This window comes from Microtetraspora sp. NBRC 13810 (assembly GCF_030268685.1).
Lineage (GTDB): Bacteria > Actinomycetota > Actinomycetes > Streptosporangiales > Streptosporangiaceae > BSRQ01.
In genome coordinates, this window is the sequence record NZ_BSRQ01000006.1 from 346,480 (window position 1) to 359,277 (window position 12,798).

The 12,798-nt window shown below is 72.3% G+C and carries 12 protein-coding genes; 7 read left to right on the plus strand and 5 right to left on the minus strand.

Annotated features, from left to right (window positions below; translation table 11 throughout):
- Nucleotides 1-15: 15 nt before the first annotated feature.
- Nucleotides 16-963 carry a helix-turn-helix transcriptional regulator gene (locus QSK26_RS15270; protein ID WP_285775769.1) on the minus strand — a complete coding sequence of 316 codons (948 nt, stop codon included), beginning with the start codon at nt 961-963 and terminating at the stop codon, nt 16-18.
- 62 nt (nt 964-1,025) lie between these two features.
- On the opposite strand from QSK26_RS15270, the gene QSK26_RS15275 reads away from it, so the two are divergent.
- The 3 genes from QSK26_RS15275 to QSK26_RS15285 all read left to right on the plus strand — a co-directional run bounded on the left by QSK26_RS15275 (nt 1,026) and on the right by QSK26_RS15285 (nt 2,663).
- Nucleotides 1,026-2,165 (plus strand): epoxide hydrolase family protein, encoded by a 1,140-nt coding sequence (locus tag QSK26_RS15275; RefSeq protein ID WP_285775770.1) that lies wholly within the window; start codon nt 1,026-1,028, stop codon nt 2,163-2,165.
- Nucleotides 2,166-2,319: 154 nt separating this feature from the next.
- Nucleotides 2,320-2,466, plus strand: coding sequence for a hypothetical protein (locus QSK26_RS15280; protein WP_285775771.1), 147 nt, complete (start codon nt 2,320-2,322; stop codon nt 2,464-2,466).
- A complete protein-coding gene (locus QSK26_RS15285) occupies nt 2,445-2,663 on the plus strand; it encodes a hypothetical protein (RefSeq protein WP_285775772.1) in 219 nt (72 codons plus the stop codon). The genes QSK26_RS15280 and QSK26_RS15285 overlap by 22 nt, the downstream gene beginning before the upstream one ends.
- 4 nt (nt 2,664-2,667) lie before the next feature.
- Here QSK26_RS15285 and QSK26_RS15290 read toward each other — a convergent pair whose 3' ends face one another.
- Together QSK26_RS15290 and sthA are read right to left on the minus strand one after the other, a co-directional pair.
- The gene (locus QSK26_RS15290; RefSeq protein WP_285775773.1) at nt 2,668-3,339 is read right to left on the minus strand and encodes a hypothetical protein; all 672 of its coding nucleotides are present in this window, start codon (nt 3,337-3,339) and stop codon (nt 2,668-2,670) included.
- 104 nt (nt 3,340-3,443) lie between these two features.
- Nucleotides 3,444-4,847 (minus strand): Si-specific NAD(P)(+) transhydrogenase, encoded by a 1,404-nt coding sequence (gene sthA, locus QSK26_RS15295; RefSeq protein WP_285775774.1) that lies wholly within the window; start codon nt 4,845-4,847, stop codon nt 3,444-3,446.
- A 149-nt stretch (nt 4,848-4,996) separates the two neighbouring features.
- On the opposite strand from sthA, the gene QSK26_RS15300 reads away from it, so the two are divergent.
- Nucleotides 4,997-7,045 carry a serine/threonine protein kinase gene (locus tag QSK26_RS15300; protein ID WP_285775775.1) on the plus strand — a complete coding sequence of 683 codons (2,049 nt, stop codon included), beginning with the start codon at nt 4,997-4,999 and terminating at the stop codon, nt 7,043-7,045.
- Complete coding sequence (locus QSK26_RS15305; protein ID WP_285775776.1) at nt 7,045-9,042, plus strand: protein kinase domain-containing protein; 1,998 nt, start codon at nt 7,045-7,047, stop codon at nt 9,040-9,042. The genes QSK26_RS15300 and QSK26_RS15305 overlap by 1 nt, the downstream gene beginning before the upstream one ends.
- Before the next feature lie 20 nt (nt 9,043-9,062).
- On the opposite strand, the gene QSK26_RS15310 is transcribed toward QSK26_RS15305, so the two are convergent.
- On the minus strand, nt 9,063-9,308 hold the full coding sequence (locus tag QSK26_RS15310; RefSeq protein ID WP_285775777.1) for a metallothionein: 246 nt from the start codon (nt 9,306-9,308) through the stop codon (nt 9,063-9,065).
- 193 nt (nt 9,309-9,501) lie between these two features.
- Here QSK26_RS15310 and QSK26_RS15315 point away from each other — a divergent pair, with 193 nt between their 5' ends.
- Nucleotides 9,502-10,413, plus strand: coding sequence for a helix-turn-helix domain-containing protein (locus QSK26_RS15315; protein WP_285775778.1), 912 nt, complete (start codon nt 9,502-9,504; stop codon nt 10,411-10,413).
- A 17-nt stretch (nt 10,414-10,430) separates the two neighbouring features.
- Here the strand turns inward: QSK26_RS15315 and QSK26_RS15320 are convergent, their stop codons facing one another.
- Entirely contained in the window at nt 10,431-11,564 is a 1,134-nt protein-coding gene (locus QSK26_RS15320) for a hypothetical protein (RefSeq protein ID WP_285775779.1), read from the minus strand.
- A gap of 353 nt (nt 11,565-11,917) precedes the next feature.
- Between QSK26_RS15320 and QSK26_RS15325 the strand changes: the two genes are divergently transcribed.
- Entirely contained in the window at nt 11,918-12,796 is an 879-nt protein-coding gene (locus tag QSK26_RS15325) for a dioxygenase family protein (protein WP_285775780.1), read from the plus strand.
- The last annotated feature ends 2 nt before the right edge of the window (nt 12,797-12,798 follow it).

Here is a 12,798-nt window from a genome sequence, read left to right on the forward strand (position 1 = left end):
GGGCACGCGGACGGCTCACCGGGAGGCGGCGGCGAAGCGGTTGGACAGGTCGCGGAAGCGGGTGGCGAGTTCCGGCGGCGACTCGACCTCGAAGGGGACGTCCAGCATGATCAGCACGTAGGCGACCAGGTCGTAGGAGTCCGTGGCGAGTTCCAGCAGGCAGGTGTGGTCGTCGATCGGGGTGACGACGCCGTCGACGCGCCCGGCGACCTCCCCGGCCGGGACGCGCAGCCGCAGCCGGGCGCGCAGCGGCCACATGTCGAAGCCCATGGTCCTGCGCAGGTAGGCGGCCACGTCGCCGTCGGGCGGCTCGCGGTGGGTGAAGCGGGGGCCGTTGGGCGTGCGCGGGGTCATCCGGTCCACCCGGAAGGTTCGCCAGCCCGCCCGGCCCGCGTCCCAGCCGACGAGGTACCACCTGCGGCCCCAGGAGACCACGCGGTGCGGCTCGACGTCCCTGCGGGACTCCGCGCCGTGGTGGTCGAGGTAGCTGAAGCGGAGGGTCTCAGCGCTCCGGATGGCGGCCGAGATCCAGGTGAGCGCGGACGCGTCCACGGTGGGGCCGCCACCCGGCGCGATCGCGACCATGGCCCCGTCCAGGGCGTCGACCCGCTCCCGCAGCCGCGACGGCATCACCTGGCGCATCTTGGTCAGGGCGCGCAGCGACGCCTCCTCGATGCCCGCGACGCTGCCCGCCGCGCCGGTGTGCAGCCCGACGGCCACCGCCACGGCCTCCTCGTCGTCCAGCAGCAGCGGCGGCAGCGCGGCCCCGGCCCCGAGCCGGTAGCCGCCCGCCGCCCCCTTCAGTGCGTGCACGGGGTACCCCAGCTCGCGCAGCCGTTCCACGTCGCGCCGGACGGTCCTGGTGGTGACGCCGAGACGCTCGGCGAGGGCGGCACCGGACCACTCCTGGCGCATCTGGAGCAGAGACAGCATTCGGATCAGGCGAGCAGACGTTTCCCGCATTCCTCCACCATGGCCTACATATAGGACCGAGCTTGTCCGCTACGGACCCGATGCTGACCGGCATGAACACGCAGCCCTTCCGCATCGACATCCCGCAGGCCGACCTCGACGAGCTGGCCGACCGGCTGGCCCGCACCCGCTGGCCGGACGAGCTGCCGGGCGTCGGCTGGTCCTACGGGGTGAACAAGGACTATCTCCTTGAACTGGTCGATCACTGGCGTACCGGCTACGACTGGCGGGAGCACGAGGCCAGGCTCAACCGGCTGCCGCAGTACACGACGACGATCGACGGGCAGAACATCCACTTCCTGCACGTGCGGTCGCCGGAGCCGGACGCCGTGCCGCTGATCCTCACGCACGGCTGGCCGAGCACGGTGTACGACTTCATGGACCTCATCGGGCCGCTCACCGACCCGCGCGCGCACGGCGGCGACCCGGCCGACGCCTTCCACGTCGTCGCCCCCTCGCTGCCGGGCTTCGCGTTCTCCGGCCCGACCGGGGCGACCGGCTGGGGGTCCAGGCGGATCGCGCGGGCCTGGGACGAGCTGATGCGCGGCCTCGGCTACGACCGGTACGGCGCGCAGGGCGGCGACTTCGGCAGCGTCGTCTCGCCCGAGCTGGGCAGGATCGCCCCCGAGCGGGTGATCGGCGTCCACGTCAACGCGCTGGTCACCGCCTCGATGCCGGCCGACCCTTCGGACCTGGACCGTCTCTCCGAGGCGGAGCGGGAGGCGGCCGGGCGGAACAAGATGGCGTGGTACGCCCATTCGGGATACGCGACCCAGATGAGCACCCGGCCGCAGACCCTGGCCTACGCGCTCAACGACTCCCCGGCGGGACAGCTCGCCTGGAACCTGGAGTGGTTCGTGGACTGGGATCCCACCGCGACCAGGCAGACCCCGATCGACCGGGACGCCTTCCTGACCGATGTCACGATCTTCTGGCTCACCGGGACGGCGGGCTCGGCGGCCCGGATCTACCTGGAGGCCGGCGGCGAGGCGTGGGGCACGCGTCCGGCGCGCTCCCCGGTGCCCACCGGGGTGGCGTGCTTCCTCGGCGACGGGGCGATCCGGGGTCTCGCGGAGCTGTCCCACACGATCACCCACTGGTCGGATTATGCGGAGGGCGGCCACTTCGCCTCGCTCCAGGCCCCCGGCCCGCTGGTCTCCGACATCCGCGCGTTCTTCCGCACGCTCAGGTAAGGCACCGGCCCGGCGGGTGACCTGACCTCACCCGCCGGGACCGGCACCCTAAACGATGACGCCAACCCGGCCGTGAACGCAAGTCGGAGTCCGGCCTGGTGAGGCATACAGCGGCCGCCGATGCGGAACGACCCTTCCAGGGGGAGGACTCGGGATGCCGTGGGCTGAGCTGGTGGAGGTGGTGGAGCCGTCGGGGCAGGGCTTGGTGCAGTTCGCCGAGCTGGCCCTGGCGCTGCTGCTGTGCTCGCTCATCGGGCTGGAGCGCGAGGTGAAGCAGATGTGCGCGACATCCTCGACGTGATCGACCGGGCGGGTTACTCCGTCGAGCGCACGGCCACCGAGCGCCTGTCCCCCGCCGAGGGGGCCAGGGGGGCGCCGACGATCGAGGTGCGGGTGGCGCTGCGCGGGCCGCATCCGATGTCCGGGCTGCTCGCGACGCTGTCCGGGCATCCCGGCGTGCTGATCGTGGACACCGGCGACATCGACGCGAGCGACTGACGCGTCACGTCAGGACCGACTCCCCGCCGGGATAGGCGAAGGACGAGCGCGGCGAGTAGAAGCCCCACATGATCTGGAGCGGCTCTGCCGGGCGCAGGGCGTACACGGGGTGCTCCGGCTCCAGGAACTCCACCGACACCACCTCGAACGGGTCCACCGGCTCGGCCACGAAGGGGTAGAACCCGCTGATCATGCGCCCCCCGACCTCGGTGATGTAGTGCAACTGTCCCCTGTTGGCCGCCGTGCCGGTCTCCCCGGCCCGCGCGGTGGTGCGGATCACCGGGACGCCGCCGGACTCGGTGGTCGCGACCAGGACGCCGTCCGTGATCTCGATCGTGGTGCGGCCCTCGGTGGCCGGCACGCCACGGGCGGCGGCGTACTCGCGCACCACCTCGCTGGAGTTGAAGTAGTGCGTCCAGCAGCGGCCGGGGGTCGCCCCGTCGGGCGCGTAGGCGTCCTCCAGGTCCGGGCCGATGTAGGTCAGCGAGTAGGCGCCGAAGCCCGAGGTCTGCTCCGGGCGGTCCACGACGTACTGGTTCAGGAAGACCTGCCGGTTGGCCATGGGCGTGAGGCCGCCGGGCACCAGGCCGGCCACGGCCTCCGGGTCGGCCGGGATCCAGCCGAAGTAGATCATCCGGCTGTTGACGACGAGCTGGGGAGCCACGATCTCGGACACGGCGATCTCCCGGGACGGTCAGCGGTGGGTCACCGTGACGATACGTTGCGCGGCCGGGGGCGGCAATCGGTCCGGCGAACTTCACGCACGCCCGCGGCGGCGGCTCACAGGTCGGCGGAGAGCCTGGCGATCGCCCGCATCTTGTTCATCGCGTCGAGCGCGGCGACCTTGTAGGACTCCGCCAGCGTCGGATAGTTGAACACCGCGTTGACCAGGTAGTCCACGGTCCCGCCGCAGCCCATCACGGTCTGCCCGATGTGCACCAGCTCGGTGGCCCCGGTGCCGAACACGTGCACGCCCAGCAGCCGCCGGTCCTCCGGGGAGACGAGCAGCTTGAGCATGCCGTACGAGTCGCCGATGATCTGGCCGCGGGCCAGCTCCCTGTACCGTGAGACGCCCACCTCGAACGGGATCTTCTCCCTGGTCAGGTCGTCCTCGGACTTCCCGACGAAGCTGATCTCCGGGACCGTGTAGATGCCGATCGGCTGGAGCTCGTGCATGTCCGCGACGGGCTCGCCGCAGGCGTGCTGGGCGGCCAGCCGGCCCTGTTCCATCGAGGTGGCGGCGAGCGCGGGGAAGCCGATGACGTCGCCGACGGCGTAGATGTGCGGGACCGTGGTGGCGTAGTTCTCGTCCACCTTGATCCGGCCGCGGTCGTCGGCGGCGAGGCCGGCGGCTTCGAGGCACAGCTCGGCCGTCTTGCCCTGCCGTCCCGCCGAGTACATGACGCAGTCGGCGGGGATCTTCTTGCCGCTCTCCAGGACGGTGAGCGCCCCGCGCGGCCGGCGCTCGACGGCGGCGACGCTCTCCCCGAAGCGGAAGGTCACCGCGAGGTCGCGCAGGTGGTACTTGAGCGCCTCGACGATCTCCAGGTCGCAGAAGTCCAGCATCCGCTCGCGGCGCTCCACCACCGTGACCTTGGTGCCGAGTGCCGCGAACATCGAGGCGTACTCGATGCCGATCACCCCGGCGCCCACCACCACGAGCGTCTCGGGCACCCGGTCGAGGTGCAGGATCGCGTCGGAGTCGATGACGGTGCGGTCGTCGAACTCCACGCTGTCCGGGCGGGCCGGCGAGGTCCCGGTGGCGACCACGATCCTTTCGGCGGTGACCTTCTTCTCCTGCTCGCCGGAGACCATCACGGTGTGCGGGTCGAGGAACCTGGCGGTGCCCTGGAGCATGGTCACATGGTTGCGGCTGAGCTGGCTGCGGATGACCTGGATCTCACGCCCGATCACGTGCTGGGTGCGCATGCCGAGGTCGGCGACGGTGATCTCGTCCTTCACCCGGTAGCTCTGGCCGTACAGCTCGCGCTGGTTGAGGCCGGTCAGGTAGAGGACGGCCTCGCGGAGCGTCTTGGACGGGATGGTGCCGGTGTTGATGCACACGCCGCCGAGCATGTGCCGCTTCTCCACGATCGCCACCCGCCTGCCGAGCTTGGCCGCGGCGATGGCGGCCTTCTGCCCGCCGGGACCGGAGCCGATCACCAGGAGATCGAAGTCGTACATGGGGGGCGTCCTCCCGATCGGCGCGCGAAATCCCGCCGGTGCGACGGTCATGACGCCAGTGTGCTGGTTCCAGCACTCCAATTCGAGATGCTCGATCATCATAATTGGCGAACTGGGCGTGTATCTCTCTGAGAAGAGGAACATCCGCTATGCCAGATATTGGGGATTTATCGCACGACGATCCCTCCGAAATCGGCGGGTACCGTCTGGTGGGACGCCTGGGCGACGGCGTCTATGTCGGCGAACGGGCCGGGGAACGCGTCGTGGTCAGGCTGCTCCCCGCCGACATCGGGCAGGAGCGGTTCCTCGCCGCCGTCGAGCCGTTGCGCGGCGTCTCCGCCTTCTGCACCGCGCAGATCCTGGAGACCGGCAGCCTCGGCGGCCGGCCGTACCTGGTCAGCGAGTTCATCGAGGGGCCCACCCTGGAGGAGGCGGTGGCCGCCGGCGAGCGGCTGACCGGCGCGCCGCTGCACCGGTTCGCGGTGGGGACGATGACCGCGCTGGTCGCGCTGCACCAGTCGGGGGTGGTGCACGGGGACATCCGGCCGGGCAACGTGGTGCTCGGGCCGGACGGGCCGCGGGTGGTCAACTTCGGGGTGACGCAGGCGAGCGCGGCGGGCGCGGACGCCACCACCCGCAGGATGGCGCCGCCCGCCTACACCGCGCCGGAGCGGCTGCGGGCCGAGATCCCGCCGCGCCCGGCGGCCGACCTGTTCTCCTGGGCGGCGACGGTGCTCTTCGCCGCGTCCGGCCGGCCGCCCTTCGGCGGGGACACGATGGCCGCCACGATCAACCTCGTCCTGACCGCCGAGCCCGATCTGTCCGGCCTCGGCGACCTGCGCGGCCTGGTCGCCTCCTGCCTGGCCAAGGAGCCGGGCGAGCGGCCGTCCGCGAGCAACGTGCTGCTCCGCCTGGTCGGCGAGACGACGTTCCTCACCGGCGAGCTCACCCGCTTCCCCCCACCCACCGGCACGCCCGTCCAACTCCCCCCGCCCACCGGCACACCCGTCCCCTCGCCTCCGCCCACCGGCACATCCGTCCCTCCGCCGCCGCCCACCGGCGCATCCGTCCCCCCGGCTCAGCCCGGCACGCCGTCCCCGGCCGGGCAGCGGACCCGGCCGCTGCCGCGGCGGCGCGGGATCCTGATCGCGGTGGCGGCCTTCGTGGCGGGCGCGCTCGTCTCCGGGGCCGGCGTCTACGCGGTGGCCTTCGACCGCGCCGAGGCCCGGGCCGGGGCGGCGCCCTCGGCCCCGGCCGGCACCGCCGGCCCGCTGATCCAGCCGGACCGGACCGCCGCCCCGCAACAGTCCGTGGCCCCCGAGGCGGCCTCGGACCGGGAGCTCCCGGCGATCGGCGCGACCCTGCACGAGCATCCCGAAGACCCGGTGGGGGTGGTCGGTTACCTCCAGGGCAAATATCCCTTCGGCGGCTACGTGCGCACCGGGACCGGCGGGTTCCGGCGGATCAGCATGACGGACGAGCCGATCGTGTCCCCGGCCGGCGACTGGGTCGCGCTCAACCCCTGGTTCAAGTTCCAGAACTCCGACACCGACCGGATCGGCTTCCTCAACCTCGCCACCGGGGAGCGGTTCTCGGTGGCCACGGTGCAGAAGCCCCAGGAGACGTGGTTCCCGACCTGGTCGCGGGACGGCAGGCGGCTGCTGCTCTCCGTCACGAGCGAGAAGCGGGAACGGATCACCGGCTTCGTCCTGGTCGACGTCGCCGCGCGGAAGGCGACCGTGGTCGAGTCGGAGTTCTCCGACAACCCCAGTCTGAACTTCGCCTTCACCCCCGACGGCACGATCACCCGTGGCTTCTACAACAACGACCGTTTCGGCGTCGACCTCTACGACGCCACCGGCCGGGTGATCCGCACGATGCACTGGGTGGGCAGGCCGGTCGGCTACGACTGGTACTCCCCCTCGGGCCGCTACTTCGTGACCGTGTGTCCCAGCGAGGAGGACGCCTGCGTCTGGGACGCGCGCACCGGGGGGCGCAAGGCGACCGTGCGGTTGCCGAAGAAGGACGCCTCCCTGCTGGGCTGGTTCAACGAGAACAACCTGATCTTCCAGGTGCCGGACGGGAACGGCAGGACGGCGAAGGTGCACGTCGTGGACCTGACCGGTGCCAAGGTCCGGTTGCTCGCCGACGTCACCAGGCTCCGGGCGTCGTTGCAGTTCGGCCGGATCGCCCGCTGATGCCCGCCGCCGCCCAGCCCCCCGCCAGGCGACCCGCCGGGCGACCCGCCGTCCAGCGGCCCGCCGTCGAACCGCTCGTCGCCGGGGATCCGCCCCGGGTGGCCGACTACCGGCTCGTGGGCAGGCTCGGCCACGGCGGCCAGGGGGTCGTCTACCTCGGCGAGTCGGCGAGCGGCGAGCGGGTCGCGGTCAAGGTGATCCGCGACGGCTCGGTGGCCGGCGACGCCGGGTTCGCCCGGGAGATCGACCTCACCCGCCGGGTCCAGGCGTTCTGCACGGCGCAGGTCCTCGCCACCGGTGAGTCCGGCGGCCGGCCGTACATCGTCAGCGAGTACGTGGAGGGGCCGAGCCTGGCGTCGGTGCTGCGGGAGCGCGGGGTGCTGCGCGGGGCGGAGCTGCGCAGGCTGGCGATCGGCACGCTGACCGCGCTGGCCGCGATCCACCAGGCGGGCGTGGTGCACCGGGACTTCAAGCCGGGCAACGTGCTGCTCAGCAAGGACGGGCCACGGGTGATCGACTTCGGCATCGCCCGCGCCCAGGACGGGGCCGAGCCCGGCGGTGACGACCTGGTGGGCACGCCGCCGTTCATGGCGCCCGAGCAGTTCACCGGCGGGGAGGCGGGGGCGCCGGCCGACCTGTTCGCGTGGGCGTCCACCATGGTGTGCGCGTCCAGCGGCGCCCCGCCGTTCGGGCGCGGCGACCCGGCCGGGGTGATCGGCCGCATCCTGCTGGCAGAGCCGCTGCTCGGCGACGGCCTCGACGACGGGGCCGGGGACGAGAGCCTGCGCGACCTGGTGGTCGCCTGTCTCGCCAAGGACCCGGCGGCGCGCCCGCCGGCGACCCGCGCGCTGCTCACCCTGCTCGGCCACCCGGTGCCGCCCCGGCGGCTGCTGCCCGCGGGCAGGGAGTCGGCCGCGCCGCCGCCGTCCCCGCCGCCCGGACCGCCACCGGTTCGCAGGCGGTACGGCCGGGCCAGGGTGCCGCTGACGGTGGCGGGCGTCGCCGTCCTGCTGGCCGGCGGCGCGGCGGTCTACGCGGGTACGGCGGAGCGCTCCGGGCCGGTCGCGCGGCAGACCGTGGCCGCGGTCGTCCAGCAGCGGCCGATGGCGGCCCGGTCGACCACCACGGTGCGGATCCCCGGCACGGAGATCACCCTGCACGAGAACCCCGCGGACGGCCTGTGGGTCTCCGCCTACTACGACCGGCGGACCGAGGGCGGCGGCGATCCGTCCTACGTGCGCGACCGCTCCTCGGGACGCTTCGCCTTCTTCGGCAGCTTCCAGGAGCCCGTCGTCTCCCCCGGCGGGGTGTACGTGGCGTCGCTGTCCTACACCCGGCTGACCAGGACCGACCACGACACCGTGCGGATCACCGAACCGGCCGCCCGTCGGGACGTCGAACTGGTCACGGTGACCAAGCCGGCCACGACGTTCGGCGCGCGGTGGAGCCCGGACGGCCGCCTCCTGCTGCTCACGGTCTACGTCAGGTCGGCGAACGACTCCGCGAGCAGGGGCTTCGTGATCGTGGATCCGGCGACCGGCACGGTGCGGACCGTCCCGGCGGCGGACGGCGACCCCACCGAGTACGTGTGGGCGCCGGACGGCTCCGGCGTGCTGCACCAGACCGCGGACGGCGGCGTGCGCCTGCACGACCTGGACGGCAGGGTGCTCAGGGAGTTCCGCGACGTGGGCGAGCTGAAGACGGTCAACGGGGTGACCACGGCGCGGGGCGCGCTCTTCACCACCACCTGTCCCGGCGGTTCACGCGATGTCTGCCTGTGGGACGTGGCCACCGGGCGGCGCAACGCCACCGTTCCCCTCGCCTGGAACACGACCTTCCACGGCTGGATGGACGACCGGCACCTGCTGGCCACCGTGCGCGAGGGGGAGGACGCCGAGATGGTCCTGCTCGGCCTGGACGGCAGGGCCGTGCGGACGCTCGCCACCGGCCCCGCCCGGGAACTCGACAAGGTCCCGCTCTGGTTCACCCGCAGGTGAGCCGGAGCGGGACCGGTGCCTCAAACCCTGGCCTCCGCGCGGTCCACGATCGCGTGCTCGCCCTCGGCGCGAGCACAGTGCGCGCAGCAGTACCAGTGATCACCGGCCTGCACGCCATGCCCCACGATCCGGCAGCCGCAGTGCTCACACTGCGGAGCCATGCGGTGGATGGCACACTCGAAAGAGTCGAACGTGTGCACCTGGCCCTGCGCGTGCACCTCGAAACTCATGTCGTAGTCGTTGCTACACACTTCGCATTTCGCCATGGTCTCCCCCAACCAGACGGTCTCTACGGGCATACCCCTACCCACCGCTTTCTCCACTGACGCCGTCATACACGGATGACAGAGGCGTTCAAGGTAGAAAGCGGACAATTGGCTTTACCTCTCCGAGATCCAGGCCGCCGGACCCGGCCGGCGGGCTTGACTCTCCAGCGACTCGAAGGTGCAGATTCGTGGCGTGAGTGACAACCCGGAGCTTTACACGATCGGCCGGCTCGCCCGCCGTACCGGCCTGTCGGTGCACACGATCCGGTTCTGGTCCGACGCCGGCGTGGTGCCGCCCACCGAGCGCTCGGCCGGCCGGTACCGCCTGTACGACGAGGCGGCGCTCGCCCGGCTGGACCTCGTCCGGGCACTGCGCGAGCTGGGCATCGGCCTGGACGACGTGCAGGCGATCCTGGCCCGGGAGGTCACCGTGGCGGAGGTGGCCGAGGTGCACGCCCGGCTGCTGGACGCCGAGATCCGATCCCTGAGACTTCGCCGCGCCGTGCTGCGCGCCATCGCGCGGCGCGGCGGCACAACCGAGGAGACCCTTCTGATGCACAGACTCGCCCGCCTGTCCGCCGCCGAGCGGCAGCAGATCATCGACGACTTCGTCCACGGCGTCCTCGACGGCCTCCCGGTGGACGACGACGCCGCCATCGTCGCCGAATGGATGCGGGAACTGCCCGCCGAGCTGCCCGAGGACCCGGCACCCGAGCAGATCGCCGCCTGGGTCGAGCTCGCCGAGCTGGTCGCCGACGGCGACTTCCGGCAGCGGGTCCGCGCGATCGCGCTCGCCGCCGCCGAGGGCCCGTCCGTGGACTCCGCCCTCGACCTGCGGCGGCTGGTACTGGAGGAGGCCGGCCGGGCCCTCGCCGACGACGTGACGCCGGAGTCGGAGCAGGGCCGGGCCGCCCTGAACGGCATCGTCGACCGGCGGCTGCCCGCGGCGGAGCGGACCCGGCTGCTCGCATGGCTGGAGACCGTCGCCGACCCCCGGGTGGAGCGCTACTGGCAGCTCATCGCCGCGCTCAACGGTCACCGGCCCGCCCCCTCGGCCGTGCCCGCCTTCGCCTGGACGATCGCCGCCCTGCGCGCCCACGGCTGACCGGGCCCTGCCCGCGGTCAGCGCCGGGACGCGTGCCGCATCTCCTTCTGCCACACCCGCAGCAGCCGGCGGGCCGAGCCGCCGACCGGGCCGACCGCCTCGTACAGCACCTTCCCCGGCACCGGTTCGGCGTCCGCCACCGCGGGCAGGACCTCGTCCGCCGAGGAGATCGTGCGCGAGCAGACGCTCAGCAGGTAGCCGGGGATCTGCAACCGCGGATCCGTGCAGCCCACCAGCGGCACGCCCACCGCGGCGACGACCGGGAACACCGTCCCGGGGATGCCGACGGCGACCTCGGCCCGCGCCGACGCCTGCACCGAGGGGACGGAGCTGATCTCGTACCGGTCCCACAGCGAGCGGTCCTCGCGCGGGTGCAGGCCGACCAGGATGTGCCGGCCCTCCGCGGCGAGGCGCTCGGCCGCCGCCAGCAGCAGCTCGGTGCCGGGCGCGGAGCCACCCGTCTCATCGGACTTCGTCACGCTGGTGAGCACGAGCACGGTGCCCGGCTCCGGGGCGTGCCTGGGCAGGGCGTCCGTCTGCGGCGTGCCCACCACCGCGATGTCCCGGCGGCCCGTGCCCAGGTAGTCGTCGAACACCGCCGCCTCGGCCGGGGACGAGGCCGTGATCGCCCTGAGCCGGCGCCGGAACTCCGCCGCCCTCGGCGCCTCCACCGGAAGCTGGTAGGCCAGCGAGCTCGCCACCAGCGGGAGATGACGCAGCCGCTTCGCGCAGTCGGCCGGCCAGTCCCCCGCCCCCGTCACCACCAGCAGGTCGGCGTCGGGCGCGTCGTCCAGGGTGGCCACGGTCACCGGGTCGCCCGGCGTGACACCCGACAGGTCGGGCACCAGCTGGACGACGTCCCAGCCCTGCCGCCGCGCCTCGTGCAGCAGCGGCTGGACGTGGTAGGTGCCCCACGGCTCGTTGGTCGCCACGAGCACCCGGGGCCGCCTGTGCCCGTGGCCGTTCCCGTGACCCTGTCCACGGCCCGGCACCTGGCGTGAACCCGCCTGGGCGACGCCGCCGGTGAGGACGAGGCCGGCCCCCGACAGGGCGCCGACGAGCAGGGAGCGCCGGGTGAACCGGCCGGGCCCGGCAGCCTCCGGGGCGAGGTCGGAGCCGGCGGCATCACGGGCGGTGTCATGAAATTTCATGACAAGGGAATCTAGGCCCGTCGCCCGGCCCGGCCATGAACATCTCCTGACCCCTCAGGAAACGGGCCCGGCATGGCTCGCGACCACCTGCCCGCTGCCGCACCCTGCTCGCCGCCGGGATCGCCGCCCGCGCCGCCGCCCCGGTCACCTGAGGCGCTCCGGGAACCCGGGAACGAGCAGGCCGGCACCGCGCGAGAAGCTCGTGTCCCCGGCGGGATACTCTGGCAGGTGTAGCTGCACGTTGGAGTGCGCCCAACCGATACAGGCGTTCTAGCGCTCGGGTCGCCGGCCAGGAATCCGCGGACAGCCCAAGACTGTCCGGGGCGGGGGCCCTTGACGGCGGGTGAGATGCGATGTCCATCGATCTGACAGAGACCTCGATCACCGAGGCGGTGCAGAAGACCTTCGACGGCGCGGAGGATGAACGCGTCAAGGAGCTGTTCGTCTGCCTGGTACAGCATGTGCACGACTTCGCGCGGGAGGTCCGGCTCACCGGCGACGAGTGGTTCAAAGCCGTGGATTTCCTCACGCGGGTGGGCGAGGTCACCACTCCCACCCGGCAGGAGTTCGTTCTGCTGTCCGACATTCTCGGTGTGAGTGTTCTGGTGGATCTGATCAACCACGAGAGCGGGTCGTCGGCGACGGATTCGACGCTGCTGGGCCCCTTCTACGTCGAAGGTCGGCCGGCGGTGGAGAACGGCGCGGACATCTCCGGTGGAGTCGAGGGGACGCCGCTGTTCTTCCGCGGCACGGTGGTCGACACGGACGGCAAGCCCGTGGCCGGCGCCCGGGTGGACACCTGGCACAGTGACGGGGACGGCTTCTATGACGTGCAGATGCCGGAGAAGCTGCACGATCGCCTGGCCATGCGCGCCTTGATGACCACCGACGACGAGGGGCGGTTCTGGTACCGCTCGATAGCGCCGCGCTACTACCCGGTCCCCACCGACGGGCCGTGCGGGGAGATCCTGCGCACCGCGAACCGTTCTGCGATGCGCCCCGAACACCTGCACTTCTGGCTCCACGCCGAAGGCTTCGAACCGCTGATCACCATGCTGTTCCGCCGTGACGACCCCTACCTGGAGCACGACGCGGTCTTCGGGGCCAAACGGTCCCTGGTGGTGGATTTCGTCCACCACGAAGCGGGTGAGACCGCTCCGGACGGCACCCGTATGGACGAGCCGTTCCAGAACGTGGAGTGGACGTTCGTACTGCTTCCGCAAGGAGGCTGAGG